This is a genomic window from Streptomyces cyslabdanicus (assembly GCF_052663305.1).
Window position 1 is genome coordinate 1 of record NZ_JBQRUW010000082.1, and the last position, 26954, is coordinate 26954.

Sequence of the window (26954 nt, forward strand, 5' to 3'; positions counted from 1 at the left end):
TGGTCGGTTCCGTAGGTGGGGGTGTGGGTGGTGGTGAGGGTTTTGCCGTTGCCGAGGTACATGTGGACGCCGCAGGGGAGGCAGGGGTCGAAGCTGCGGACGGTGCGCATGATGTCGACGCCTTTGAAGGTGTCGGAGTCGTTTTCTTCGAAGATGGGTTGGCCTTGGACGGCGTCTTCGTAGGGGCCGGGGGTGCCGTAGTGGTCGCGGGGGCTGGCGTTCCAGGGGGTGGGTGGGTAGGGGTGGTAGTTGGCGATTTTCTGGTTTTTGATGACGAGGTGGTGGGAGAGGACGCCGCGGACGGCTTCGTGGAAGCCGCAGCCGATGGCTTCGTCGGGGACTTCGAAGTTCTCGAAGACTTTGGTTTCGCCGGCGCGGACGAGTTGTTGGGCTTGTTCGAGGAATTGGAGGGCCATGGCGGCGGCGTAGGCGATGAAGTAGGGGCGGGCGCGGTCGCGTTCGATGGTGTTGGACCATTGGGGGATGGTCCATTCGAGGGTGGTTTCGGGGAGTTTTTCGCCGTGGGGGAGGGTGATGCGGACGCTGTGGCCGGTGGCTTTGATGTAGGGGGTGTCGACGAGTCCGTTCAGGGCGGTGGACCAGAGGCGGGCGAGGGGGCCGCCGCCGGTGTCGAGGGCGAGGTGCTGGCCGGTTTCCCGGTGGTGCCAGCGGGGGCTCATGACCCAGCTGTAGTTGTGGTCGAAGGCGCGTTTTTGGGGGTGGGGGAGGGTGGTCTGGTTCCAGGGGTGGCGGATGTCGACGGGGTTGCCGAGGGGGTCGTGGGTGACGAAGGGTTCCTCGGTGGTCCAGTCGTCGTAGTAGGAGGAGCCGAGGAGGATGCGGAGGCCGAGGTTGATGTCGATGAGGTTGTTGGTGACGAGTTTGCCGTCGACGATGATGCCGGGGGTGACGTACATGGCCTTGCCCCAGTGGTTCATCGTCTCGTAGCGGTAGTCGACGATGTCGGGGTTTTGCCAGGCGCCCCAGCAGGCCAGGAGGATGCGGCGGCGGCCGACTTCTTCGTAGCCGGGCAGGGCTTGGTAGAAGAAGTCGAAGACGTCGTCGTTGAGGGCGACGGCTTGTTTGACGAAGTCGATGACGCGCATGAGGCGGGCGAGGTAGTCGGTGAAGACGGCGGGTTGGGGCATGGTGCCGGTGCCGCCGGGATAGAGGGTGGAGGGGTGGACGTGGCGTCCCTCCATGAGGCAGAACATCTCCCGGGTGATCCGGGACATTTTCAGGGCCTGTTTGTAGATCTCGCCTTCGAAGGGGTTGAAGGCGCGCATGATGTCGGCGATGGTGCGGTAGCCGTGGAGATGCCCACGCGGGGCCTCGGTGCGTTCGGCGCGGGCCAGGACGCCGGGGTTGGTGGCTTTGACCATGGCTTCGCAGAAGTCGACGAAGACGAGGTTGTCCTGGAAGATCGTGTGGTCGAACATGTACTCGGCGGCTTCGCCGAGGTTGGTGATGTGTTCGGCCAGTGGTGGGGGTTTGACGCCGTAGGCCATCTGCTGGGCGTAGTTGGAGCAGGTGGTGTGGTTGTCGCCGCAGATGCCGCAGATGCGTGAGGTGATGAAGCCGGCGTCGCGGGGGTCCTTGCCCTTCATGAACACCGAGTAGCCGCGGAACAGGGAAGACGTCGAGTGACACTCGACGACCTCCCGGTTCGCGAAGTCGATCTTCGTGTAGATGCCCAGATTCCCGATGATCCGTGTGATCGGATCCCAGGACATGTCCACGATCTGAGCGGGCTTACGCCCCGCCCGCCGCGCCTCGGTGGTCGTCATGTGGATTGCTGCCCTTCACTGTTCGGGTTCCGCGGATCGGTGGCGGTGTACGGCTCCAGCTCGTCGGGCCGGAAGTAGTGGAAGCGGCCGTACCAGCTGTGCAGTTCGGCCGCGGGGTCGTCGTCGAGGGTGACGGCGAGGTGCACGCTGCCGTCCACGTCGTGGAAGACCGCGGCCACGTGCGCGGTCCGCCCGGCCAGGAACATGTCCTGGGCGTCGGCGCCCCGGCCCCGCGGACGCAGCCGGACACGGCTGCCGCCTCCCAGGGGCACGCCGTCGACGAGCACCTTCTCGGTGGTGGGGGAGAGGCCGTCGTCACCGCCCTCCTGCCACCAGACGGGCGGCCGGTCGGCGGCCGCTCCCCCCGAAGCGGTCGTGGCGGCACCGTCCGCGCCGGCGGGGCCCGTGGCGACGGGCGCGGCGGGAGCCAGCGAGCGGATGGCGCCGTGCAGCCGGGAGAGGACCTCCGGGGGCATGTGGTCCACCCGGTCCAGGATCTCGGCGGCGCGCGGGTCGGTGGCGCGGGCCTCGCGCTTCTCCTCGTCGGTCAGCAGCATCGTCCGCAGCGTCAGGATCTCGTCGATCTCCGCCGCGTCGTGCAGGTCGCCCGGACTCTCGGGCGCGACCTGGGGACGGTCGGGCAGGATGATCGGCGCGGAGAGCAGCACGGGCCCGGTGCCGCCGTCCGAGGGCTGCGCCTCGCGGCCGGCGCCGGTGCCGCCGCCCGTGGCGGGCGGTTCGCCGCCGAGGACGGGGAAGGTGAACGCGTTGCGGCAGCCGCGGACGTGCTCCAGCAGGTCCGCGGGCGGGTCGGTCAGGGAGACGAACTCGATGCCCGAGCCGCCGATGAGGGTGTGCGTGGCGATGAGCGCCTGGCGCAGCGCGGCGTCGCGCGGGGCCCGCGGATCCCCCGCGTGCCCGGTGTTCTCGGTGCGCACCCGCAGCCGGACCAGGCCGTCCGCGAGACGCTCGGCCGCGAGCGTGGTGTCCGCCAAGATCTCCGAGCGCCGCCGTACGATCCGCCCGCCGCCCCCCGGCAGGGACTCGCTCTCCTCACCGGCCGGCGCGCCCACCGGGGCGGTGCACTCCCGCCGCAGCAGGTCCTCCAGCGGTACGACGAGGTCGGTCTCGCGCGGCACCGCCTCGTCGAAGGTCAGATGGGTGGTGCCGTCGCCGGTCTGCAGCGAGTGGACGGGGCGGAGCCCGCCGTCCGGGCCGGTCTCCTCCACCTGCTTGTGCTGCGCCTGGAGGTAACGCACCCTGACCCGCAGGACGGCGTCGGGCCCGTGCACCCGCAGCAGACACTCGGTCCGCTGGTACCAGGAGTCGGCGGAGCCCGACACACCGACCGTGACGGGCCCGTCGCACTCCACCCAGTTGCGCGGCAGCAGCACCCCGAACTGCCAGCGGACGCGGTTCTTGGGGGAGGAGCGGCGGTAGGGATACAGCAGGTAGCCCTCGTAGAGGACGGCGTCGGCGACCGCGCTCACCTGCGCGAAGGGCTGCCCGCCGGGACCGACCCGCACGGCACTGTCGCCGTCCACGGCGCCCTCGACCACAGCATCCGGCATGGGCCCTCCTCCGACTCGTAGGTTCGCCATGCCTTCCACCACGCACCCACCGCTCACGCGCCCTCTCCCCCTCCTGCCCAGCGCTGTTGGGCCGGACGGGGGAGAGCCGGTTCGCTCAGCGCGCGAGCCGCGGCATGCGCAGGGTCAGCAGGGCCACGTCGTCGTCGTAGCCGTCCTGGCGGCCGAGCAGCGCGTCGCACAGCGCGTCCAGCGGGGCGCCGGCCAGGGCGGCGGCATGGTCCGCCAGGTCCCGCAGCCCGGCGTCGATGTCCCGGTCACGGCGCTCGATCAGGCCGTCGGTGAACAGCAGCAGGGTGCTGTCCGGCGGCAGCGGGTGCTCGTGGTCGGGGCGGGGCAGACCCGGTTCGACGCCGACCGGGATGCCGTGGGCCTCGGGAGCCAGGCAGCGGACCGTGCCGTCGGGGGTGATCAGCAGCGGCGGCGGATGCCCGGCGTTGGTCCAGCGCAGCGCGTACCCGGCGTCCGGAATCCGCTCGATGCGGGCCAGGACCAGCGTGGCGGCCGGCGGATCGCCGAACGCGGCCAGCGCCCGGTCGAGCCGGTCCACGATCAGGCTGGGCGGCCCGCACCGGTCGAAGGCCAGGGCCCGCAGCATGTTGCGGATCTGCCCCATCAGCGGCGCCGCCTCCACGTCGTGGCCGGTCACGTCGCCGACGACGACGAGGACCGCCCCGTCGGGCAGCCCGAAGGCGTCGTACCAGTCACCACCGAGGTGGGGCAGCTCGGACGCCGGCTCGTAGCGGGCCTCCACCAGCAGCGGGGACAGGTCGGGCAGTACCGGCAGCAGACGGCGCTGGAACTGTTCGGCGGACCGCTTGAGCCGCCCGTACAGGCGGGAGTTCTCGATGCTGACGCTCGCGGCACTGGCCAGCGCGGTCAGCAGGGACTCGTCGGCGTCGGCGAAGGGCGTGCCGTCCTTCTTGTCCGCCAGGTAGAGGTTGCCGTAGACGGTGTCGCGCACGGTCAGCGGGACCCCGAGCAGCGTGGTCATGACCGGGTGGCCGTCGGGGAAGCCGACCGAGCGGGGATCGGCGGCGATGCGGTCGATCCGCAGCGGCCTGGGCTCCTCGATCAGGCTGCCCAGCAGCCCGTGGCTCTGCGGGAGCCCGGACGCGGACAGCAGCTGCTCGGCGCCGTCGACGCCGACGGTGATCAGGTCGATGATCTCCCCGCCCTCGCCGAGCACGCCGAGGGCGCCGTAGCGCGCGCCGACGAGGTCGGTGCCTGCCTGCACCAGGTGACGCAGCACGGTGCGGGTGTCCCGGTCGGCGCTGAGGGCCACCACCGCGTCCAGCAGGCGGTGCAGCCTGCGGCGGTCCAGGCTGAGCTGCCGGATCCGGGCCCTGAGCTCCTCGTAGGCCTCACCGCCACCAGGGGTCCGGGCGCTTTCCGGGGCTGCGGTGGCCCTGTGGACGGCCGCCTCTTCGGGCTCCGGCCGCCATGGATCGTGCGACATGGGGCACCTCCCGGCAGGGCCGGTGCTCGTCCTCACCGTCCGGGCCCCGGCACGGCCACCTTACGCCGGGTGGGGGTGCGGAGGCTTCCCCCGCCCGCCACGGGCCGCAGGGGGAAAGCCCGAAGGTGGCGGCGTACCGGCGTACGCTACGGAACTGCCCCGCTCGGGTCCCCCCATGAGGAAGAGTCACAGTGATGCAGAAGATCTCCCTCGACGCCCTCGCCCGCGAGCACCTCGGACGGGCCGAGGCGTCCCCGGCCGGCCGCAGCGCGGAGACCGTCTACGGCGGCCACGAACACGTGCTGCGCCAGACCCTCATCACGCTGCGCGCCGGCACGGCCCTGGCCGAGCACGACAACCCTGGTGAGGCGACCGTGCTGGTACTGCGCGGACGGGTGGTGCTGCGCAGCGGCGACACGTCGTGGGAGGGCATGGCGGGGGACCTGCTCATCGTGCCGCAGGCCCGGCACAGCCTGGAGGCCGTCGAGGACGCCGCGGCCCTGCTGACGGTGACCAGGACCCCCTGACCCGGGGCTGGACCGTGGTCGCCGTTCGCCCTGGCCGACAGCCGCGACCCCGAGCCGCTGGTCCCCGGCCGGGACGTATGGGCGGCGGCCGTCTCGGGTACCCGGGCGGCGGCCGCGAGGAGATGAGGAGCGCGCGATGGCTCCCGCGAAGCAGAGGACGGCGGCGTCCGCACGTACCGGACGACGGGCGGCGGTGCGTGCCACCAAGCGGTACGACGCGGTGCCCGAACCCGACGGCGAACCCGATCTGCTCGGTCAGTACCTGCGCCAGATCGGGGCGACACCGCTGCTCGACGCGGAGGGCGAGGTGCGGCTCGCCCGGCGCATCGAGGCCGGTCTGCACGCCGCGGCGGAACTGCGGCAGGCCGAGGAGGACGACCGGGAGGTCGCGCCGGATCACCGGCGGGACCTGGAGGCCGCCGTACGGGACGGCCAGGCGGCCAAGGACCACATGGTGCGGGCCAACCTCCGGCTCGTCGTGGCCATGGCCAAACGGCACGCCCATCGCGGGCTGCCGCTCCTCGACGTCATCCAGGAGGGCAACCTGGGGCTCATCCGGGCGGTGGAGAAGTTCGACCACACCAAGGGGTTCAAGTTCTCCACCTACGCCACCTGGTGGATCCGCCAGGCGATGGAGCGCGGCCTCGCCACGCACGCGCGTTCCGTACGGCTGCCGATGCACGTCGTGGAGCAGTTGCAGAAGCTCGCCAAGATCGAACGCAAGTTGCAGCTGAGCCTCGAACACGAGCCGACCGTGGAGGAGGTCGCCCGCGAGAGCGGCCTCACCGAGGACAGGGTCGTCTGGCTGCGCCGCGTCGGCCGGCAGGTGGTCAGCCTGGACATGCCGGTGGACGACACCGGCGAGACGGTGGTCGGCGATCTCATCCCCGACACGGAGGTGCTGCGGGCCCCCGAGGTCGCCGAGTACCAGGCGCTGGCCGAGGAACTGCGGGAGGCCGTCGACACCCTGGCGCCGCGCGAGGCCCTCATCCTCAGCCTGCGGTACGGCCTGCACGACGGGCACCAGCGCACCCTGAAAGAGGTCGCCCAGCACGTGGGCCTGACCCGTGAGCGCGTGCGTCAGCTGGAGAAGCAGTCACTGGCCCGGCTGAGGGAGCAGGAGCCGGGGGAACGGCTCCTGGCGTGGGCGAGCTGACGCCCTGCGCGGAACGCCGCCCGAGAGCCGTACGAGTCCGGTGTTTCCGCACGTGGAGCAGGGGAACCCGGGGATGCTGCCCGCGCCTGGCCGGTGCGGCCGGACAGGGCCGAAGCGGCGGCGCGGGGGAGCGGGGCCGTCCGGCGGCGTGGCGTTCGGCGAGGCGCGCACCGCGCGGTGAGGATGGCGTTCGGCAGCGAGTCCGCCCGGGTGCGGAGATCCGGAGGCAGAGGTGACGGTGCGTCGTATCGGCCTGGTCGTCCACGGTGGGCGCGGTGAGGCCGCGGCCGCCGCCCGCACCGTGCGCGAGTGGTCCGACGAGCACGGCGTGGGGTGCGCGGACATCGACGTGTGGCACGACGGAGGGCGGCGCTCCTCCCGGGAGGAGGTCGAGGCCGCGGGCGACCCGGACCTCATCGTCACCCTGGGCGGCGACGGCACGTTCCTGCGCGGCGCCCGGCTGGCCGCGGTGAACGACGCCCTGGTCCTGGGGGTCGACCTCGGCCGGGTGGGTTTCCTCACGGAGGTGCCCGTCACGGTCGTGCGTGCCGCGCTGGACGCCGTCCTCGCGGAGCGCCTCACGGTGGAGAACCGGATGATGCTCACCCTGCGCGCCTCGCGCCGCCTGGAGGTGCCCGCCGACATCGAGGAACTGATGCGCTACGGCCGCCGCCCGATGCTGCCGCCGCCCCGGGTCCGCCCCGACTGCCAGGCCGGTGGCGACTGGGGCATCCCGCTGAACGTCACCGCCCTGAACGACATCGTGCTGGAGAAGCTGGCCCGGGACCGGCAGGTGTCGGTCGGCGTCTACCTCGCGGGCCGGCTCCTGGCGTCCTATTCGGCCGACGCGCTGCTGGTCGCCACCCCCACCGGCTCCACGGCCTACAGCTTCGCCGCCGGGGGCCCGGTCGTCTCGCCCCGCGCGGACGCCCTCGTCTTCACTCCGGTTGCCCCGCACATGGTGTTCAACCGCTCGGTCGTGGCCGCGCCGGACGAAGCGGTCGGCCTGCGCGTGCTGGAACGCTCGGGCCAGGCCGCCGTCAGCATCGACGGCCAGTTGCGCGGTGTGCTCGACCCGGGTGACTGGATCGGCGTCTACGCCTCCCCGCGCCGGCTGCGGGCCGTCCGGCTGGGCCCGATGGACTTCTACGGCCGACTGCGCGACCGCATGAACCTCACCGACGCCCCGGCCGCGGTCGCCGACGGCACCCCGGCCCCGCTGTGGCCGGTGACGTCGCCCCGGCCGGCCGACCTCGACCATCTGGCCCTGCCGGCCCGCCCCGGTGACGCCTCGTGGGCCCCGTGAGCCGTCCACGCACGCGCACCGGAGGCGAACCTCGGTCATGTCCCGTGCCGCTGCTCAGGGGTGGGGCTCCACGGGGAGGCGGTGGGCGGCGAGCGCGGCCAGGTCGTCGTCGAGCCGTCCGCCGCTGAAGGCGAGCAGATCCGCGTGCAGGCGCTCCAGGAGCTCGCCGGGCGGAAGGCCGGCCCAGGGCCGGACCCGCTCGATGAGCGGGTAGAAGGCGCCGGCCGGGTCGCGGGTCTCGGTGACCCCGTCGGTGTACAGCAGCAACGTGTCGCCGGGATGGAAGGGCGCGACGTCCACGCGGTACCCGTCGCCGAACAGCACACCGAGGTTGACGGGCGGCGACGGCTCGGTCGCCTCCAGCTCCGTGACCCGGCCGCCGCTGACGAGCAGCGGAGGCGGGTGGCCGCAGTTGACGAGACGCACGACGTGCTCGTCGTCGGGGATCTCCGCGAACACCGCCGTCACGAACCGCTCGCCCGCCTCGGCGCCGGGCAGCCGGGCGGCGTAGCGGCTCATACTGCGCTCCATACGCCCGGCCAGATCGGCCAGGTCGGGCTCGTCGGGTGCGGCCTCACGGAAGGCTCCGAGCATCGTCGCGGCCGTCTCCACGGCGACCAGGCCCTTGCCGCGGACGTCGCCGATGAGCAGACGCACTCCGTGCGCCGTCGGCACCGCCTCGTACAGATCGCCGCCGATCTGTGCCTCGGCCGCCGCGGAGAGGTACAGGGTCTTCACGGAGACCCGGCCGAGGTGGTGGGGGACCGGGCGCAGCAACACGCGCTGTGCGGCCTCCGCCACGGAACGCACCGTGGCGAGGGTGTGCTCCCGGCGCGCACGGTGCCAGGCGAGGATCGTGCCGAGGATGCCCACCACGAACGTGCAGATGTAGTTGGCCACGTAGTGGCGGTCCCACAGATTGCCCACGGTGCGGCCCGCGCAGCACGGGGTGCCGGCCAGGACACCCTCCAGGACGATGGCGAACACCGTGACGGCGGCGACCACGCGGGGGCCGTACCCGAAGGCGGCCACCAGCGGCAGCGCGGTGAGCACGAAGCTCACGGGCCACAGTGCCGGGGTCACCGGCTCGACGGCGAGGACCACCACGACGTAGAAGACCGGCAGCCAGCGCAGCCACAGGGGCTGGGCCGGCACCTGCGGCCGTGCCCTCGGCTTGCGCGGGCGGCGGTCCTCGCGGAAAGACTCAGGCGGCCTGTTCACAGGTACTCCCGGCGGGCTTGACCAAGAGCACCAGCCTGCTGCGTAGGCCGCTGCCGCGTCGGCATTGCTCCAGGCAAGGGCATGTCAGCGAGGCCGGCCGGCCGCCGTGACGACGCGCACGACCGGGGCATCGCGCGAGGCGCGCCCCGGTCGTGCGCGACGTGACCGGGACCGGTCAGGACGCCGTGCAGGCTCCGACCGTCGGTGTGGCGTTGTTGCCGTTCTTCATGGCGGTGAAGCCGAAACTGGTCGACGCGCCCGCCGCGAGGCTGCCGTTGTAGGAGGCGTCGCGCACGGTCATCACGGTGCCGCTGCTGTCCCAGCTCGCCGTGCCGTTCCAGACACTGGGGACGGTCTGCGGCGGGGCGAAGGTGACCTTCACGCTCCAGCCCTTGATCGGGGCGGAGCCCGCCTTCACGGTGACCTCGGCGTTGTAGCCGTCGTTCCAGTCCGAGGTCTTGGCGAAGGAGACCGTGCAGGTGGCGTTGCCGCCGCCGCCGTTGTTGCCGCCGCCGTTGTCACCGCCGCCACCGTCGCCCCCGCCGCTGCCCGAGCCGCCGAGCGCGGCGAGGACGGCGTCGTACGCGGGCTTCTTGGCGTAGCTCGAGTCGAACAGCAGCGGAGTGCCACTGCTGCGCCACGAGTACATGTCGGTGACGCCCCAGACGGTCAGGCCCGTGCAACGGGTCACCGCCAGGCAGGCCTTGACGACGTTCGAGTAGTTGGTGGCCTGGGCGGATCCGGAGCCCTCGATGTCGAGCTCGGTGATCTGCACGTCCACCCCGAGGTCGGCGAAGCGCTGCAGATTGGCCTGGTAGTCGGACGGAACCGGAGAGGCGGGGTTGAAGTGGGACTGGAAGCCCACGCAGTCGATCGGCACACCGCGGGCCTTGAAGTCCTTCACCATGGCGTAGACCGCGTTGCTCTTCGCGTTGACGCCGTCGGTGTTGTAGTCGTTGTAGCAGAGCTTGGCGTTCGGGTCGACGCTGCGGGCCGTGCGGAAGGCCTCCTCGATGAAGCCGCTGCCGAGCTTGTCCGCGAACGGGGAACTGCGCAGGGCTCCGCTGGAGCCGTCCTGGTACGCCTCGTTGACCACGTCCCAGGCGTAGATCTTGCCCTTGTAGTGCTGCATGACCTGGGTGATGTGGTTGTTCATCGCCGAGCGCAGGTCGGTGGCGGCCAGGCCGGAGACCCAGGAGGGGAGCTGGGAGTGCCACACCAGCGTGTGCCCGCGGACCTTCATGTTCAGGCTCTGGGCGTGGTTGACGATCTGGTCGGCGTTGCCGAAGGTGAAGGTGTTGCGGGAGCCCTCGGTGGCGTCCCACTTCATCTCGTTCTCGGGCGTGACCTGGTTGAACTCACGGTCGAGGGTGCCGGCGTAGGCCGATTCGCCGAGGTGGTTCGCGGCGACGGCGGTACCGAAGTAACGGCCCTTTCCGGCCGCCGCGGACCCCAGTGTGTCGGCGGCCGCGGCGGTGTGCGACAGGGCCGTGACGGTGGAAGCGGCGAGCAGGACGGCCGTGAACGCCTGCGCCGCCCGTTTAGGCATGGGCATGCCATCTCCGTTTCTCGAAAGTTTCGCAGCCAAGGTCGAATGTGACGCGCAGGTTACGAACAGAACGGGAGGCGGTCAACGGTTCGCGCAGGCCGTACCGAGGGATGGCCGAAGCTCGACCTCCCGCTGTCCCTTTGCGAGTTACGGGCGATACCGGTGGTTGACGCGACAGTGCGGCACCTCTAGCGTGACGCGGCGCCTTCCCGAAATCGGCACGAAAGTTTCGAAGCAAAGGACGCTGACATGCCGCGAACCCGAAGAGGTCCCGGACTCGCCGCCCACCGACCCGCCGACCACGCCCCCGGCGGGCGGCTGCCGGGCGGCGTACACGACCAGCGCCTGGAACACCGGTAGTTCGCGTCCTTCACCCTCAACGGAGCCGCCTGCCAGGTGACTTGAGAAACGCGTTCAGCCGAGTTTTCCGGTGCGGGCGGCCTGCCACAGGTCCACGCCGCCGTCGGTCGCGAACGTGTCGATCCCGGCCAGCTCCTCGGCGCTGAAGTCCATGCGGTCCAGCGCGGCCACGTTCTGCTCCAGCTGCTCCACCCGGGAGGCGCCGATCACCAGGGAGGTGACGCGCTCGTCGCGCAGGGCCCAGGCGAGCGCCATCTGGGCGAGGGTCTGCCCGCGGCCGGCCGCGATGTCGTTCAGGGCCCGCAGCCTGCGCCGCATGTCGTCGGAGAGCCAGGCGGGGTCGAACGAGGTGCCCCGCGCGGCCCGCGAGTCCTCCGGCACGCCCTCGAGGTAGCGTCCGGTCAGCAGCCCCTGGGCCAGGGCGGTGAAACCGATGACGCCGAAGCCCTCCTCCTCCGCGACGTCGAGCAGCCCCTCGGTCTCGATCCAGCGGTTGACCATGTTGTACGAGGGCTGGTGGATGAGCAGCGGGGTGGCCAGCTCGCGCAGGATGGCGGCGGCCTGCCGGCTGCGCTCGGCGTCGTAGGAGGAGATGCCGACGTACAGGGCCTTGCCCTGGCGGACGGCGGTGTCCAGCGCGCCCATCGTCTCCTCCAGCGGCGTGCCGGCGTCCAGCCGGTGGGAGTAGAAGATGTCGACGTAGTCCAGGCCCATGCGCTTGAGTGACTGGTCCAGCGAGGCGAGCAGGTACTTGCGGGAACCGCCGCCCTGGCCGTACGGGCCGGGCCACATGTCCCAGCCGGCCTTGGTGGAGATCACCATCTCGTCCCGGTACGGCGCGAGGTCCTGCTTCATCAGACGCCCGAAGTTGATCTCCGCCGAGCCGTAGGGCGGGCCGTAGTTGTTCGCCAGGTCGTGATGGGTGATGCCCAGGTCGAAGGCGCGCAGCGCGATCTCGCGCTGGGTCTCGAACGAACGGTCGTCGCCGAAGTTGTGCCAGTAGCCCAGGGACAGGACGGGCAGGTCGAGCCCTGAGCGCCCGGTGCGGCGGTAGCGCATGGTGCCGTCGTAACGCTCAGGATCCGCGACGTAGGTCATCGGGTGGTCTCCGGGTGGTGCGATGCGGGGGCGTCTCCCCGGGATCGAGGGACGCCTCCACCTTGCTCCAGCATGATCCTGAAGTCCAACCGCTCCGTCCCATCGGACTCAGCGCCGGCGCTTCTGAATCCGTCGTTCGGGCCGGGCCGGCTCAGGAGGCGCGCGGCGGCGCGGTGAGGTGCTCGCCGAGCTGCTCCACGAGCTCGCTCATGGTGTGCCCGACGAGCCCGGCGTCCGCGTCCTCGGTGGTGACCAACGCCAGGTGCGCGCCCTCACCGGCCTCCACGATGAACAGCACCCCTCCGTAGAACTCGGTCATCGCCGAGCGGACGCCGCCGGTGCCGTCGCCGAACTCGACCGACGCGCCGTGGGACAGCGACTGGATGCCCGCGGCGATGGCGGCGAGCTGGTCGGCCTGGTCGGGGGTGAGCTCCGGGGTGCGGCAAAGCTTCAGTCCGTCCCGGGACAGCACGAGCGCGTGCCGCGCGCCCGGGGTCCGCTCCAGCAGGCCCTCCAGGAGCCAGGTGAGCTTGTCGTCGGCGGTGGTCTGGCCGGTCATGAGGTGGTGTCGCCTTCCGGGTGCTCGCTCAACTTCCGGTCACTATACGAGTCTTGGTGATCATCTTGGCAAGCCCCTGGACCCTCCCGAGGGCACCGTTCAGCCGGCCGCCTGGACCAAGCGTCCGAAGCGGTGCGCGGTGGGCGAGGCCGGGACACGGCGGATCGCGATCAGGGCCACGTCGTCGTCGAGCCGCCCGCCGGTGTGGGCGAGCAGGTCGCGCTGGACGTGGTGGAGCAGGGAGTCGGGGGCGCCGTCGACCCACTGGGTCGTCCGCTCGACCAGCGGGTAGAACACCCCGCGGTCGTCACGGGCCTCCACGGCCCCGTCGGTGTACAGCAGCAGCGTGTCGCCGAGGCCGAAGGGCAGCACGTCGACGACGGATCCGTTCGGATCCGTCAGACCGACCCCGAGCGGCGGGGCGGGCGTGAGGTCGGGCATGGTCACCGACCTGTCCGGTCTCAGCAGCAGGGGGGCCACATGGCCGCAACTGGTCAGCCGTACCACCGGCTCGTCGTCCGGGATCTCCAGCAGCAGGGCGGTGACGAACCGCTCCCCGGCCTCCTCCTCCGGTTCGAAGTCGGACAGGTAGCGGGTGATGCTCCGTTCCAGGGAGGCGGCGAGCGAGGGCAGGGCGGCGTGGTGGTGAGCGGCCTCCCGGAAGGCGCCGAGCAGCAGGGCCGCCTCGCCGACGGCGGGCAGCCCCTTGCCGCGCACGTCGCCGATCATCACCCGGGCGCCGCTGTCGGTGCGGGCGGCCGCGTAGAGATCGCCGCCGATCGACGCCTCGTCCTCCGCGGCCAGGTAGAGGGAGGCGAGCTGGAGCGGGCCCAGCCGGGTCGGCAGGGGCCACAGCAGCACCCGCTGGGCGGCCTCGGCGACCGACCGGACCTGGGCCAGCTCGCGCGCGCGGCGGTCCCGGACCGCGCACAGGGCCACGACCAGAAGGGAGAGCACCGCGAGGGCGATCATCTGTACGAACACCTCGCGCGACGGCAGGATGCCCAGCCGCCAGCCCGCGAACCCCTGGGCCGCCACCGAGGCGGCGCCGACGGCCCCTGTGATCCACGGCCCCTCGAACCAGGCGGTGATCGCGGGAGCGATCACCAGCAGCGGGCCGAGCACGACGTCGGACGGAGCCACGATGTCGGACACGGTGATGAGGATGATGAGCGCGAGCGGGATCAGCACCAGTATGTGACCTGGTTGCCGCCCCTGCGCCCGGTCGGAGAAACGCCCCTGCCAGGAACTCACGCCTACCACAGTGCACCGCTGCGGCACGGGGTGCGAACGCAGTCACCCGGTTCATCTGCCGGGCACGACCCCCTGGCCGGCCGCCGCGATCCCGACCCGCCGCGGCACGGCTCGGTGGCGGGCCCGAGAAGGCGGCAGCCCCGGGGTGGCCCCGGCGCCGGGCGCCTGTTCGGGTGGCACTCTCCGCCCGGCGTCAGGGGAGCGCACACGGTTCGACCGGGCGGACGCCCGCCCGGTCGGCCCTCCGGATCCGGCGCCGGAGACGCGGGCCGACGTCCCACCGCCGCGTCTGCCGCGTCCGCCGCGTCCGCCGCGTCCGCCGGGCCATCAGCGTCCGCCGCGTCCGCCAAGCCATCCGCGTCTGCCGCGTCCGCCGGGCCATCCGCGTCCGCCGCGTTCGCCGGGACCGCCGTGGTCAGCGGGACCGCCGTGCCCGCTGGGTCGGCCGTGCCCGCTGGGTCGGCCGTGCCGACCGCTTTGGTGGTCGGCCGCGGACCCGGCTCCGGTGCGGAAGGCGGCGTAGCCGGTTCGCTCACCATGCCATCGAGTCCAGCAGTGCCTCGGGGTCCGGCTCCGGACGGCCGTCCAGGCTCAGCTCCGCCCAGATCACCTTGCCGTGCGCCGTGTAGCGGGTGCCCCAGCGGTCCGCGAACTGCGAGACCAGGAACAGGCCGCGGCCGCCCTCGTCGGTGGTCGTCGCCCGCTTGAGGTGCGGCGAGGTGCTGCTGCCGTCCGACACCTCGCAGATCAGCGATCGCCCGAGCAGGATCCTGACCCGGACCGGCTCGGCGCCGTAGCGGATGGCGTTGGTCAGCAGCTCGCTGAGGACCAGCTCCGTGGCGAAGCAGGACTCCTCCAGCCCCCAGTCGTGCAGCCGGCGGGTCACCTCGCCGCGCACCCGGGAGACCGCCTCCACGTCGAAGGGCACGTCCCAGACCGCCACCCGGGAGGGATCGAGCAGCCGCGTCCGGGCGACGAGCAGCGCCACGTCGTCGCGCGGACGCTCCGGCAGCATCACCTCCATCAGCGCCCGGCAGGTCTCCTCCGGTGTCCGGTCCGCGGGTGCGACGGTCTTGGCGAGCATCGACAGGCCCTCGTCGACGTCCCGGCCGCGGTCCTCGACGAGACCGTCGGTGAACAGTACGAGCCGGCTGCCCTCCGGCAGGGTCAGCTCACCCGTCTCGAACGGATGACCGCCCACCCCCAGCGGCGGGGCCAGGGGCAGGTCCGGGAAGGTCACCCGCCCCGCGGGGTCCACCACGGCCGGGACGACGTGCCCCGCGCGGGAGATGGCGCAGCGGCCGCCCACCGGGTCGTAGATGGCGTACAGACAGGTGGCCCCGGTGACCGCGGACACCTCGCCGTCCGCGCTCGCCGCCGGCGTGTCCAGCCGGGTCACCATCTCGTCCAGGTGGCCCAGCAACTCCTCGGGAGGCAGGTCGAGGGACGAGAAGTTCAGCACCGCCGTGCGCAGCCGGCCCATCGTCACCGCCGCGTGCAGCCCGTGCCCCACGACGTCGCCGACCACCAGCGCCACCCGGAAGCCGGGCAGCGGGATGACGTCGAACCAGTCGCCGCCCACCCCGGACTGGGCCGGCAGATACCGCCATGCCACCTCCAGCGCGTCCTGCTCGGGCAGCTCCCTGGGGAGCAGACTGCGCTGGAGCGTCACCGCCATCGCGTGCTCGCGGGAGTAACGGCGCGCGTTGTCGATCGCCACGGCCGCCCGGGCCACCAGCTCCTCGGTGACCGCGACGTCCTCCTCCTCGAACCGGGGCGAGCCGGCACTCCGCCAGAAGTTGACCATGCCGAGGAGCACACCCCGCGCCCTGAGCGGCACGGTGATCAGCGAGTGGACGCCGTGGTCGAGTACCCGGACCGCTCCCTCGGGATCCCGGGACCGCCAGTCCTGCGCGCGCCGCAGGTCCGGCACGAGCACCGCCTTGCCGCTCCGCAGCGTCGCCCCCATCGGCGTGTCGGCCACCACGAACTCCACGAGGTCGCCCACGGGCTGGAGCGGGCCGTGCCGGTCCGCGCCGTGCAGCGCGGTGCGGCGCATCCGCTGCGTCGTCCCGGTGGGTTCCTCGCCCTGCAGCACGGACTCCAGCAGCTCCACGGTGACGATGTCGGCCACCTTCGGAACCGCCACCTCGGCGAGCTCCTGTGCGGTACGCCGTACGTCCAGCGTGGTGCCGATCCGCACCCCGGCCTCGTACAGCAGCGTCAGGCGTTCCCGGGCCAGTTCGGCCCGGCCCGACAGGGCCCGCAGTTCGGTGGTGTCACGGAAGCTGGCCACCAGCCCGGGCGCGTTGCCGTACGGCGTGGTGCGCCGGGTGTTGACCGCCAGCATCCGGTCCCCGGCCGGGAACACCGCGTCGGACGCGACCTCGCCCGACTTCAGCAGCCGTGTCATCCCCGGTCCCAGGCCCAGGTCCGTGACGAGCCGCTGGTCGGCGTCGCGGGGCAGGTCAAGGAGCCGGCGCGCCTCGTCGTTGGCGAGCAGGAGCCGCCCGTCGGCGTCGACGATCAGAACGCCCTCGCGCACCGCGTGCAGGACGGCGTCGTGGTGCTCGTACATGCGGGTCATCTCGGTCGGGCCGAGACCGCGGGTCTGGCGGCGCAGCCGCCGGCTGACGAGGAAGGTGCCGCCGGTCGCGAGCACCACGGCCAGCGCCGCCGCGTCCAGCACCATCGGAATCTGCTGGTCCAGCAGGTGCCCCAGGGTCTGGACCTCGATTCCCGCGGTGACGATGCCGATCACGTGCCGGCCGGCGCCCACCACGGGCACCACCGCGCGCACGGAGTCGGTCGGGCTGCCGTGGAACGTCTCGGTGAAGGTCTTGCCCGCGATGGCCCGGCCGATCGCCTGCGCCGGAGTGCCGACCAGCCGCGGCTCCGGGTCGGTGAGCCGCACGCCCCGCTTGTTCAGCACGGAGATGAAGTCGACACCGGAACTCAGCTGCGCCTTCTCCGCCGGGATCTTCAGCAGCGCCGACGGATCGGGCGACTGGAGGGCCATCGCCGTACCGGGGGCCTGCGCGAACGCCTCCGCGACGGCCAGGGAGCGCGCCTTGGCGATGTTGTCGCCGTCGTACCGCCGCTGGAGCACCATGGCGGTGGCGGCCGCGGCGACGAGCACCAGGACGACGACCAGCTGCAACAGGAAGACCTGCGCGGCCACCGTGCCGGGCCGCCAGAACGGCGGGAGACGAAACCCGGTGGCGCTCCGGACCGGCCAGGCCACCGGGCGCAGACAGTCCCCACCGTCCGCCCGCCGCTCACTGAACGGCGGTCGCGCTGCCTTCCGGGTCTGGTGGGAACTACCGGCCATGCTGTCATTTCTAACACCGCGCTTCGCCGCCCGGCGAACGATATGTCTGATTAATCCCTGCGTGGATCGGTCGTTTCGCCTGGATATTGCCGGGCAAAGGCTGTTCCGTCCAGATCGTCTTGCCGGAGCTGGTGTACCGGGTGCCCCAGCGCTGGGCGAGCTGGGCGACCAGGAACAGGCCCCGTCCGCCCTCGTCCGTGCTGCCCGCGCGCCGCAGGTGCGGTGAGGTGTGGCCGCCGTCCGAGACCTCGCAGATCAGGGTGGACTCGTGGATGAGCCGCAGCTTGATCGGCCCGCGGGCGTGCCGGATGGCGTTGGTGACCAGTTCGCTGACGATCAGTTCGGTGGTGAAGGCCAGTTCCTCCAGGCCCCACTGGGACAGCCGATCGCTGACGTCGTCGCGCACCACGCGCACGGCCGACGGGTCGGCGGGTACGTCCCAGGACGCCACGCGGTCGGGGCTGAGGGCGCGCGTCCTGACGATCAGGAAGGCGACGTCGTCCCGCGGCCGGTCCGACAGCAGGGCGCGGACCATGATGTCGCACATCTCCTCCAGCGGCCGGTCGGGGTGGGCCAGGGCGAAGCACAGCCGTTCGATGCCGACGTCGACGTCCTGGTCCGACGCCTGGATCAGCCCGTCGCTGTAGAGGGCGATGACGGTGCCCTCCTCCAACGGGATCTCGGCCGACTCGAACGGCAGGCCGCCAAGGCCCAGGGGCGGGCCGGCGGGGATGTCGGGGAACTCCACGGGCTCGGTCAGGTGTGCGATGGCCGGGCTGGGATGCCCGGCGCGGGCCACGACCATGGTCCGGGCGATGGGGTCGTAGATGGCGTACACGCAGGTCGCACCCGCCGCGGCGGGGCCCTCGGCGGCCGCCTCCGCCTCGTCCGACAGGCGCATCACCAGGTCGTTCAGGTGCGCCAGCAGCTCGTCCGGGGACTGATCGAGGTCGGCCAGTGTCTGCACGGCGGCGCGCAGCCTGCCCATGCTGGCGGCGGCGTGCAGGCCGTGCCCGATCACGTCGCCCACCACCAGCGCGACCCGGGCACCGGAGAGCGGGATGACGTCGAACCAGTCCCCGCCCACCCCCGACTCCGCGTCGGCGGGGAGATAGCGGTGGGCGACCTCGACCGCGTTGTGCGGGGGCAGGTTGGGCGGCAGCAGGCTGGTCTGGAGGGTGAGCGCGGCCTGGTGCTCGCGGGCGAAGCGCCGGGCGTTGTCCACGCACACGGCGGCCCGTGCCACCAGATCCTCGATCAGGAGCTGGTCGTCCTCGGTGAACGGGTCGGGGTTCTCCCAGCGCAGCAGGGTCACCACGCCCATCGTGAGGCCGCGGGCCCGCAGTGGCAGCACCAGGTGCGTGTGCACGCCGAACCGGTTGATCCCGGTCCAGCGCACCGGGTCGTCGGGGAGCCAGGGCGTCCCCGGGCCGAGGGCCTCACGGCTGGGTTCTCCGGTGGCCAGGCACCGGTTCTGCAGGGACCCGGCCGGGTACCGGATGGGTTCGCCGACCTCGGCGATCACCTTGGGCAGATCGGGCCGGATCGACAGATGGGCCGCCCGGCGCAGCGCGGGCGGGCCGCCCGCCGGCCGGGTGGGCGGGCCCTTCCCCGTGGTCGCGACGTCCAGGAGGTCGATGGCCACGAAGTCGGCGAGCTGCGGGACGGCGACCTCCGCGAACTCCTGCACCGTCCGGTCGAGGTCCAGCGTGGTTCCGATGTGTTCGCTGGCGGCGTTCAGCAGCACCAGCCGCTCGCGGGTCGGGTCCTGGACGGTGACGTTCCGGGCGGCGTAGCAGATCCCGAGCGTTCGGCCCGCGCCGTCGTGCAGCGGGAAGAAGGTGCGCGGCCGGGAGCGCTCGCGCCCGCCCCGGCCCGGCCTGCCGCGCCGGGGCGGCGCGTGGGCGACGGTGACCTGCGGCTGCCCGGAGGCCAGCCGGCGCCGGGCGTACCGGGTCACGACCGGCGACGTCCTGCTGGCGCCGGTACCGGTGGGGGTGGTGTCGGTCGGGGTGGTACCCGCGGTGGTGACCTCGGTCCGCCCGGCGCCGGCAGTGGTGATGTCGGTCGGCCCGGCGCCCCTCGGGGCGCTACCGGCGGTGGTCGTACCGGTCGCGTCGCCGCCGTTCGCGTCGGCGCTGGTGGGCGGAGCGCCGGCCGGGACGTGCGCCCCGAGGACCAGCCAGTCGCGGCGCCCGTCGGCGGCGAGCAGCGGGCACACCCGCACGGCGAGCCGTACCGTGTGGCCCGCGCGGTGGCGGAACGTGAGCACCGCGTTCCCGGCGCGTTCGGTCCGGCGCAGCCGGGACACCGCGGCGCCCTGGTCGCGGTCGCGCAGCAGCGCCCGCGCGGGATGCCGTACGACGTCGGCGGTGGAGTAGCCGAGCAGGTCCTGGGCTCCCTGGCTCCAGTAGGTGATCAGCCCGTCGGCGTCGACGACGGCCACCGCCGTGGTCGTGGTGAACGGATCGCCCGGACCGGTACCGCTCGCGCCGTTGACGCCCATGCCTTCACCCTCGTATCCACGGGCAGGACCCCCCACCAGCAATGCTGCCATCGGGGACGGTGTCCTGCCGCCCGGGAGCCGGGCGGCGCGAGCGGAGCGGGTGAAGGGGACGGACGTGCGTGTGACGACAAACCTGGGTGAACCCTAGACCCCCGCCGCCAGTGCCTTCAGCGGCTCGTTGGTCAGCCGGTACACCGTCCACTCGTCCTGCGGGCGCGCCCCCAGGGCCTCGTAGAAGCCGATCGCCGACCGGTTCCAGTTCAGGACCGACCACTCCAGGCGCTCGTACCCGCGCTCGACGCACACTCGGGCCAGTTCCGTCAGCAGTGCCCGGCCGTACCCGCCGCCGCGGGCCTCCGGGCGGACGTAGAGGTCCTCCAGGTAGACGCCGTGCACGCCGCGCCAGGTGGAGAAGTTGAGGAACCACAGGGCGAAGCCCACCACCTCGCCGCCCGCGTCCTGCGCGATGTGCGCGAACGCCGCGGGGCGCTCGCCGAACAGGGCCTCGGCGAGCTGCTCCCGTGTCGCCCGCACCTCGTCCAGGGCCTTCTCGTAGTCGGCCAGCTCGAGGATGAGGTCGTGGATGACGGGGACGTCGGCGGGGGTCGCGGTGCGGATCATGGGCGCAGTCTCACACACCGCGTCCCGCCGTAGGACAACGGATGCGGATCAGACCGCGGGCGCCGGGTAGGTCGGGTACTCCACCCCGGAGACGTACTGGACGACGCGGATGACCTGGCAGGAGTAGCCGAACTCGTTGTCGTACCAGAGGTAGAGGATCGCGTTGTCGCCCTCGACCTTGGTGGCGCCGGCGTCGACGATCGAGGCGTGGCGCGAGCCGATGAAGTCGCTGGAGACCGCGTCGGGGGCGCTGGTGAAGTCGATCTGGCGCTTGAGCGGAGAGGTCAGCGACACGTTGCGCAGGTAGTCCAGGACCTCCTCCCGGCTGGTCTCCCGCGCCAGCTGCAGGTTGAGGATCGCGATCGAGACGTCCGGCACCGGCACGCGGATCGAGCTGCCGGTGATCTTCGCCGTGAGGTCCGGCAGCGCCTTGGCCACGGCGGAGGCGGCGCCGGTCTCGGTGATGACCATGTTGAGCGGCGCGGAGCGGCCGCGGCGCTCGGCCTTGTGGTAGTTGTCCAGCAGGTTCTGGTCGTTGGTGAACGAGTGGACGGTCTCCACGTGGCCGCGCAGCACGCCGTACTCGTCGTCCATCGCCTTCAGCGGCGGGACGATCGCGTTGGTGGTGCAGGAGGCGCAGGACAGGATCTGCTCGTCCGGCTTGACGGTGTCGTGGTTGACGCCGTGGACGATGTTGGGGACGTCGCCCTTGCCCGGCGCGGTCAGCACGACCTTGTCGATGCCGGGGCGCAGGTGCTTGGACAGGCCCTCGCGGTCGCGCCACTTGCCGGTGTTGTCGATGAGGATGGCGTCCTTGATGCCGTACGCCGTGTAGTCCACCGACGACGGGTCGTCGGCGTAGATCACCTTGATCTCGTTGCCGTTGGCGATGATCGCGCTGTTCGCCTCGTCGACGGTGATCGTGCCCTGGAACTGGCCGTGGATGGAGTCGCGGCGCAGCAGCGAGGCGCGCTTGATGATGTCCTGCTCGCCGCCTCCGCGGACGACGATGGCGCGCAGCCGCAGGCCGTTGCCGGAGCCGGCCTTCTCGATGAGCAGGCGGGCCACGAGCCGGCCGATGCGGCCGAAGCCGTAGAGGACGACGTCGCGTCCCTCGCGGCGCTCGATCCTGTCGGCACCGGTGGCGCCGGCGACGGCCTCGGCGGTGAACTCGTCCACCGACAGGCCGCGGTCGTCCGCGCGGTACGTCGCGGCCAGCATGCCGATGTCTATCTGGGACGGCCCGAGGTCGAGCGTGGTCAGGGCCCGCAGGAAGGGGAGCGTCTCGGTGACGGACAGCTCCTCACCGGCGATCTGACGGGCGAACCGGTGGGTCTTGAGGATGCTCACCACCGACTTGTTCACCAGGGAGCGGCTGTGGAGGAGGACGGTGACGTCCCGCTCCCGGTGCAGCTTCCCGATGATCGGGATCATCGACTCCGCGATCTCTTCGCGGTGCTTCCAGTTGGTGAACGAGTCGTCGTTGACAGTCACAGATCTATCTTTCGAGCTAGGCGGCGCTCATATGCTAACCCTACGGCTTGTTGATCATGACAGAGGGCCGTACCCGCTGGTGTGCGGGGTGCGGCCCATGGTCGGGATTCCGTCTGTGGTCGGTGGGTGCGGTCTCTCAGATCCCTCCGATGCGGTCGGTGGATGTCGGTTCCGCGTCACCGGTGGTGGTGGTGGGCACGTCGGGTGAGTCCGACGGTCAGCCCCATGGCGGCGAGTCCCAGCAGAGCCGTGATCGCGCCCACCCAGGCGTTGTTCCAGATGATGCCGGCCCGGGAGCCGTGGGCCGCGGGTACCACCCAGGGGGTGATGATCAGCCATATGCCGAGCGGGACGAGGAGCCACGCCAGGCGGAACATGCGCTCGGGGGCCATGGTGAGGCCGAGGCCGACCAGGGCGACGGTGATGCCGATGATCAGGTTGCTGACGGTGACCGTGGGCGTGCCGGTGAAGTGCACCACCCACGGAGAGATCGCGGCGTAGACACCGGCCAGGACGACCAGCCCCTCGACGACGATCGCCCGGTTGCTGGCGGCCGTCCGTTCGAGACGCTCGCGCATCTCGATGATCTCCGGATGCGAACTCATTCCGGTGGAGTGCTGCGGATACGACATCACTGCCGCTCCTCTCCATGAGATTGCCAGTGTGGAGATTTTCCTACCGACTGGATTCCCCCTTATGGCGGGTTTATTTATGTTTGCCCGAATTCTTGCGGTGAGGTGTGTCACAGGGTGTGCCCGGCCTGGGGGTGAGCCCGTGCGGGAAGCGCGGAGCCGTCTGTCAATCTTGTCGAGCATGTGTCAAGAGGACGCCGATGGCGTGCGGGGATCCGGGGAGGGCGAGTGACGGGGCCAGAGGTACCCGACGAATACCTGACGGGGTACGTGCAGATCCTGGCCGACGTCTGTGCCACCGGGCGCCGGCTGACCCGGGACGAGCTGGAACTGCTGCGCGCCCACGGGGAGCGGGCGGCGGAGGCCGGCCACGGACTGCGCAGGCTCGTCCGCCGGCACCTCGCCGAGGCGAGGGCCTTCGCGCCGGCGCTGGCGTACGCCGGCGCCGAACAGGTCCTCACCGCGGTGGAGCAGGCCGTCGACGCGTTCGCCGAGGGCCACGACCGGGCCCAGAAGCTCGCCATGCGCAAGGAGGAGGCCGCCCGCCGGGAGTTCATCGACGACCTGCTCTACGGGCGCAGCGACCTCGGGCGGCTGGGCGAACGCGCGGAACGCTACGGACTGCTGTTCTCCCGCGCCCACGCGGTGGCCGTCGCCCAGGGCGGTGAGCCCGTCGACGACACGCACCCGGCCGCCCGGTACGTCGAGACCGAGGTGGTCGCCCGGTTCGGTGACCGGCGCATCCTGCTCACCACCAAGGACGGCCGGCTCATCTGCATCGCCCCCGGCGACCAGGACGACGTGCTGGCGTTCTTCGCCAAGCAGGCGCACGCCTCCACCGACGGCGGCCGGGTCGCCATCGGACGCCCGCATCCGGGTGCCGGGGGAGTGGTCTCCTCCTACGAGGAGGCCCTCAACGCCCTGGAGCTCGCCGACCGGCTGGAACTCCAGGAGCCCGTCCTGCGCGCCGCCGACCTCCTGGTGTATCCCGTCCTGACCCGCGACCGGCAGGCCATGGCCGATCTGGTTCGCGACACCCTGGGGCCGCTGACGGCCGCCCGCGGCGGCCCCCAGCCCCTCCTGGACACCCTGACCGCCTACTTCGACGCCGGCTGCACGGCCGCGGAAGCGGCCCGCCGCCTCAACCTCAGCGTGCGTGCCTTCACCTACCGCCTGGAGCGCATCCACAAGCTGACCGGCGCCGACCCGGCCAACCCGGTGCACCGCTACACACTCCAGACGGCGGTGATCGGCGCGCGCCTTCTCGGCTGGCCGGCCGCCGAACTCTGACGGGCCGGGGGCGCCGACCTCGTGACGGCGGCGCCGTTCACCCCATTGCCGGTCCACAACGAGCGGTGCTCGGGGACCGGTGTGAGCCTGGTGAGGGGATTCGGTGGGTGCGTCGCGCCGCCGTGGCCCGGAGGACCACGCGTTCTCCCCGGCCGGTCCGGCCGGTACCGCGACGTCCGTCGCGGCATGCCGCGGTCCTCGGGCCGCCGCTGCGACCGACTCCGCCACCGACTCCATGGGAGGCCGACGACATGACGACCCACGGCGCCACCGCCGAAGTCAGCCGGGAGCCCGCGACGCCCGAGGGGCGCGCGGGTTTCGACGAGATCACCATCCTCTGGATCTCCGAGGGCATGAGCTGCGACGGCGACACCGTCTCGCTGACCGCCGCCGACCAGCCCTCCATCGAGGACGTGGTGCTGGGACTGATCCCCGGTCTGCCGAAGGTGAACCTGGTCAACAAGGTGCTCTCGCCGAGCCTGGGCGGCGAGGACTTCCTCGCCCCGTACCGGGCCGCGGCGCGCGGTGAGCTGACCCCGTTCATCCTCGTCATCGAGGGGTCGATCCCGAACCAGCGGATCATCGACGGGGACGGCTACTGGACGTCGTTCGGCAACGACCCGGACACCGGCGAACCGCAGACGCTGAACTGGTGGATCGACCAACTCGCTCCCCGCGCCTGGGCGGTGGTGGCGGCCGGTACCTGCGCCACCTACGGCGGCATCCACGCGATGGCGGGGAACCCGACGGGCTGCATGGGGCTGGCCGACTACCTCGGCTGGGACTTCAAGGCGGAGAGCGGCCTGCCGGTGGTGAACGTGCCCGGCTGCCCGATCCAGCCGGAGAACTTCATGGAGACCCTGATCTGGGTGCTCCACCACGCGGCGGGTACGGCGCCGGCGCCGCCGCTGGACCACATGCTGCGCCCGCAGTGGCTGTTCGGCAAGACGGTGCACGAGGGCTGTGACCGGGGCTCGTACTACGAGCAGGCGAGCTTCGCCATGGACTACAACTCCCCCAAGTGCCTGGTGAAGGCGGGCTGCTGGGGCCCGGTGGTGAACTGCAACGTGCCCAAACGGGGCTGGATGGCGGGCATCGGAGGATGCCCGAACGTCGGCGGCATCTGCATCGGCTGCACCATGCCCGGCTTCCCCGACGCGTTCATGCCCTTCATGGACGAGCCGCCCGGCGGCACCCTGTCGTCGATGCTGGTCAAACCGTACGGGGCGGTCATCCGGCGGCTGCGCGGCCTGACGAACGACATGGTGAACCACGAGCCCAAGTGGCGCCACAACAAGCGCAAACTGACCAGCGGTTACGAGCCGCGCTGGCGTCCGTGAGGGCGCCGGCGGCGCACCTACGCCGCCGTGGCGACCGGCGGCAAGCACGCTCTTCCAGCCCGCAGCGAGGAACGAGGTTCAGACCGAGATGACGACCACCGAGGCGCGGCGGGCGGGGCGTAAGCCCGCTCAGATCGTGGACATGTCCTGGGATCCGATCACACGGATCATCGGGAATCTGGGCATCTACACGAAGATCGACTTCGCGAACCGGGAGGTCGTCGAGTGTCACTCGACGTCTTCCCTGTTCCGCGGCTACTCGGTGTTCATGAAGGGCAAGGACCCCCGCGACGCCGGCTTCATCACCTCACGCATCTGCGGCATCTGCGGCGACAACCACACCACCTGCTCCAACTACGCCCAGCAGATGGCCTACGGCGTCAAACCCCCACCACTGGCCGAACACATCACCAACCTCGGCGAAGCCGCCGAGTACATGTTCGACCACACGATCTTCCAGGACAACCTCGTCTTCGTCGACTTCTGCGAAGCCATGGTCAAAGCCACCAACCCCGGCGTCCTGGCCCGCGCCGAACGCACCGAGGCCCCGCGTGGGCATCTCCACGGCTACCGCACCATCGCCGACATCATGCGCGCCTTCAACCCCTTCGAAGGCGAGATCTACAAACAGGCCCTGAAAATGTCCCGGATCACCCGGGAGATGTTCTGCCTCATGGAGGGACGCCACGTCCACCCCTCCACCCTCTATCCCGGCGGCACCGGCACCATGCCCCAACCCGCCGTCTTCACCGACTACCTCGCCCGCCTCATGCGCGTCATCGACTTCGTCAAACAAGCCGTCGCCCTCAACGACGACGTCTTCGACTTCTTCTACCAAGCCCTGCCCGGCTACGAAGAAGTCGGCCGCCGCCGCATCCTCCTGGCCTGCTGGGGCGCCTGGCAAAACCCCGACATCGTCGACTACCGCTACGAGACGATGAACCACTGGGGCAAGGCCATGTACGTCACCCCCGGCATCATCGTCGACGGCAAACTCGTCACCAACAACCTCATCGACATCAACCTCGGCCTCCGCATCCTCCTCGGCTCCTCCTACTACGACGACTGGACCACCGAGGAACCCTTCGTCACCCACGACCCCCTCGGCAACCCCGTCGACATCCGCCACCCCTGGAACCAGACCACCCTCCCCCACCCCCAAAAACGCGCCTTCGACCACAACTACAGCTGGGTCATGAGCCCCCGCTGGCACCACCGGGAAACCGGCCAGCACCTCGCCCTCGACACCGGCGGCGGCCCCCTCGCCCGCCTCTGGTCCACCGCCCTGAACGGACTCGTCGACACCCCCTACATCAAAGCCACCGGCCACAGCGTCCGCATCACCCTCCCCCACGGCGAAAAACTCCCCGAAACCACCCTCGAATGGACCATCCCCCAATGGTCCAACACCATCGAACGCGACCGCGCCCGCCCCTACTTCATCGCCTACGCCGCCGCCATGGCCCTCCAATTCCTCGAACAAGCCCAACAACTCGTCCGCGCCGGCGAAACCAAAGTCTTCGAGAACTTCGAAGTCCCCGACGAAGCCATCGGCTGCGGCTTCCACGAAGCCGTCCGCGGCGTCCTCTCCCACCACCTCGTCATCAAAAACCAGAAAATCGCCAACTACCACCCCTACCCACCCACCCCCTGGAACGCCAGCCCCCGCGACCACTACGGCACCCCCGGCCCCTACGAAGACGCCGTCCAAGGCCAACCCATCTTCGAAGAAAACGACTCCGACACCTTCAAAGGCGTCGACATCATGCGCACCGTCCGCAGCTTCGACCCCTGCCTCCCCTGCGGCGTCCACATGTACCTCGGCAACGGCAAAACCCTCACCACCACCCACACCCCCACCTACGGAACCGACCA

The 26954-nt window shown here is 71.3% G+C and carries 19 protein-coding genes; 6 read left to right on the top strand and 13 right to left on the bottom strand.

Features of this window, described 5'->3' with window-relative positions; all coding sequences use genetic code 11:
* The 3 genes from ACTYVM_RS36410 to ACTYVM_RS36420 all read right to left on the bottom strand — a co-directional run.
* On the bottom strand, positions 1-1787 hold a 1787-nt coding region (locus ACTYVM_RS36410; protein ID WP_445530025.1), incomplete at its 3' end, for a nickel-dependent hydrogenase large subunit.
* On the bottom strand, positions 1784-3358 hold the full coding sequence (locus ACTYVM_RS36415) for a hypothetical protein (RefSeq protein WP_445530026.1): 1575 nt from the start codon (positions 3356-3358) through the stop codon (positions 1784-1786). The genes ACTYVM_RS36410 and ACTYVM_RS36415, both read right to left, overlap by 4 nt.
* A 115-nt stretch (positions 3359-3473) precedes the next feature.
* Positions 3474-4835 carry a PP2C family protein-serine/threonine phosphatase gene (locus tag ACTYVM_RS36420; RefSeq protein WP_445530027.1) on the bottom strand — a complete coding sequence of 454 codons (1362 nt, stop codon included), beginning with the start codon at positions 4833-4835 and terminating at the stop codon, positions 3474-3476.
* 194 nt (positions 4836-5029) lie between these two features.
* On the opposite strand from ACTYVM_RS36420, the gene ACTYVM_RS36425 reads away from it, so the two are divergent.
* The 3 genes from ACTYVM_RS36425 (at position 5030) to ACTYVM_RS36435 (ending at position 7824) form a co-directional block, all read left to right on the top strand.
* Complete coding sequence (locus ACTYVM_RS36425; protein ID WP_445530028.1) at positions 5030-5362, top strand: cupin domain-containing protein; 333 nt, start codon at positions 5030-5032, stop codon at positions 5360-5362.
* Positions 5363-5498: 136 nt separating this feature from the next.
* Positions 5499-6518: a sigma-70 family RNA polymerase sigma factor gene (locus ACTYVM_RS36430; RefSeq protein WP_445530029.1), complete on the top strand. Its 1020-nt coding sequence runs from the start codon at positions 5499-5501 to the stop codon at positions 6516-6518.
* Positions 6519-6750: 232 nt separating this feature from the next.
* Positions 6751-7824, top strand: a complete 1074-nt coding sequence (locus tag ACTYVM_RS36435) for an NAD(+)/NADH kinase (RefSeq protein WP_445530030.1) — start codon at positions 6751-6753, stop codon at positions 7822-7824.
* 54 nt (positions 7825-7878) lie between these two features.
* On the opposite strand, the gene ACTYVM_RS36440 is transcribed toward ACTYVM_RS36435, so the two are convergent.
* The 10 genes from ACTYVM_RS36440 to ACTYVM_RS36485 all read right to left on the bottom strand — a co-directional run bounded on the left by ACTYVM_RS36440 (position 7879) and on the right by ACTYVM_RS36485 (position 22449).
* The gene (locus ACTYVM_RS36440) at positions 7879-9045 is read right to left on the bottom strand and encodes a PP2C family protein-serine/threonine phosphatase (protein WP_445530031.1); all 1167 of its coding nucleotides are present in this window, start codon (positions 9043-9045) and stop codon (positions 7879-7881) included.
* A 175-nt stretch (positions 9046-9220) separates the two neighbouring features.
* On the bottom strand, positions 9221-10600 hold the full coding sequence (locus tag ACTYVM_RS36445; RefSeq protein WP_445530032.1) for a glycoside hydrolase family 10 protein: 1380 nt from the start codon (positions 10598-10600) through the stop codon (positions 9221-9223).
* A 408-nt stretch (positions 10601-11008) separates the two neighbouring features.
* Positions 11009-12052 carry an L-glyceraldehyde 3-phosphate reductase gene (gene mgrA / locus ACTYVM_RS36450; protein ID WP_445530033.1) on the bottom strand — a complete coding sequence of 348 codons (1044 nt, stop codon included), beginning with the start codon at positions 12050-12052 and terminating at the stop codon, positions 11009-11011.
* A 151-nt stretch (positions 12053-12203) separates the two neighbouring features.
* Positions 12204-12611: a roadblock/LC7 domain-containing protein gene (locus ACTYVM_RS36455; protein WP_445530034.1), complete on the bottom strand. Its 408-nt coding sequence runs from the start codon at positions 12609-12611 to the stop codon at positions 12204-12206.
* A gap of 99 nt (positions 12612-12710) precedes the next feature.
* A complete protein-coding gene (locus ACTYVM_RS36460; RefSeq protein WP_445530035.1) occupies positions 12711-13865 on the bottom strand; it encodes a PP2C family protein-serine/threonine phosphatase in 1155 nt (384 codons plus the stop codon).
* Positions 13866-14397: 532 nt separating this feature from the next.
* Positions 14398-17196, bottom strand: coding sequence for a SpoIIE family protein phosphatase (locus ACTYVM_RS36465; protein WP_445530036.1), 2799 nt, complete (start codon positions 17194-17196; stop codon positions 14398-14400).
* A gap of 10 nt (positions 17197-17206) precedes the next feature.
* Positions 17207-19702 carry an ATP-binding SpoIIE family protein phosphatase gene (locus ACTYVM_RS36470; RefSeq protein WP_445530037.1) on the bottom strand — a complete coding sequence of 832 codons (2496 nt, stop codon included), beginning with the start codon at positions 19700-19702 and terminating at the stop codon, positions 17207-17209.
* Between the two features lie 144 nt (positions 19703-19846).
* On the bottom strand, positions 19847-20323 hold the full coding sequence (locus ACTYVM_RS36475) for a GNAT family N-acetyltransferase (protein WP_445530038.1): 477 nt from the start codon (positions 20321-20323) through the stop codon (positions 19847-19849).
* A gap of 48 nt (positions 20324-20371) precedes the next feature.
* Positions 20372-21817 carry a glyceraldehyde-3-phosphate dehydrogenase gene (locus ACTYVM_RS36480; RefSeq protein ID WP_445530039.1) on the bottom strand — a complete coding sequence of 482 codons (1446 nt, stop codon included), beginning with the start codon at positions 21815-21817 and terminating at the stop codon, positions 20372-20374.
* Positions 21818-21993: 176 nt separating this feature from the next.
* Positions 21994-22449 carry an SPW repeat protein gene (locus ACTYVM_RS36485; RefSeq protein WP_445530040.1) on the bottom strand — a complete coding sequence of 152 codons (456 nt, stop codon included), beginning with the start codon at positions 22447-22449 and terminating at the stop codon, positions 21994-21996.
* Between the two features lie 228 nt (positions 22450-22677).
* Here ACTYVM_RS36485 and ACTYVM_RS36490 point away from each other — a divergent pair, with 228 nt between their 5' ends.
* The 3 genes from ACTYVM_RS36490 to ACTYVM_RS36500 all read left to right on the top strand — a co-directional run.
* Positions 22678-23739: a PucR family transcriptional regulator gene (locus ACTYVM_RS36490; protein WP_445530041.1), complete on the top strand. Its 1062-nt coding sequence runs from the start codon at positions 22678-22680 to the stop codon at positions 23737-23739.
* Positions 23740-23990: 251 nt separating this feature from the next.
* On the top strand, positions 23991-25079 hold the full coding sequence (locus ACTYVM_RS36495; protein WP_445530042.1) for an NADH-quinone oxidoreductase subunit B family protein: 1089 nt from the start codon (positions 23991-23993) through the stop codon (positions 25077-25079).
* Between the two features lie 88 nt (positions 25080-25167).
* Positions 25168-26954, top strand: a 1787-nt coding sequence (locus ACTYVM_RS36500) for a nickel-dependent hydrogenase large subunit (RefSeq protein WP_445530025.1), incomplete at its 3' end; no start/stop codon positions are given.

Coding starts and splice junctions, on each gene's coding strand:
- ACTYVM_RS36430 (WP_445530029.1), top strand. CDS start 5,499: ATGGCTCCCGCGAAGCAGAGGACGGCGGCGTCCGCACGTACCGGACGA.
- ACTYVM_RS36495 (WP_445530042.1), top strand. CDS start 23,991: ATGACGACCCACGGCGCCACCGCCGAAGTCAGCCGGGAGCCCGCGACG.
- ACTYVM_RS36455 (WP_445530034.1), bottom strand. CDS start 12,611: ATGACCGGCCAGACCACCGCCGACGACAAGCTCACCTGGCTCCTGGAG.
- ACTYVM_RS36420 (WP_445530027.1), bottom strand. CDS start 4,835: ATGTCGCACGATCCATGGCGGCCGGAGCCCGAAGAGGCGGCCGTCCAC.
- ACTYVM_RS36470 (WP_445530037.1), bottom strand. CDS start 19,702: ATGGGCGTCAACGGCGCGAGCGGTACCGGTCCGGGCGATCCGTTCACC.
- mgrA (WP_445530033.1), bottom strand. CDS start 12,052: ATGACCTACGTCGCGGATCCTGAGCGTTACGACGGCACCATGCGCTAC.
- ACTYVM_RS36425 (WP_445530028.1), top strand. CDS start 5,030: ATGCAGAAGATCTCCCTCGACGCCCTCGCCCGCGAGCACCTCGGACGG.
- ACTYVM_RS36475 (WP_445530038.1), bottom strand. CDS start 20,323: ATGATCCGCACCGCGACCCCCGCCGACGTCCCCGTCATCCACGACCTC.
- ACTYVM_RS36415 (WP_445530026.1), bottom strand. CDS start 3,358: ATGCCGGATGCTGTGGTCGAGGGCGCCGTGGACGGCGACAGTGCCGTG.
- ACTYVM_RS36445 (WP_445530032.1), bottom strand. CDS start 10,600: ATGCCCATGCCTAAACGGGCGGCGCAGGCGTTCACGGCCGTCCTGCTC.
- ACTYVM_RS36465 (WP_445530036.1), bottom strand. CDS start 17,196: ATGGCCGGTAGTTCCCACCAGACCCGGAAGGCAGCGCGACCGCCGTTC.
- ACTYVM_RS36485 (WP_445530040.1), bottom strand. CDS start 22,449: ATGTCGTATCCGCAGCACTCCACCGGAATGAGTTCGCATCCGGAGATC.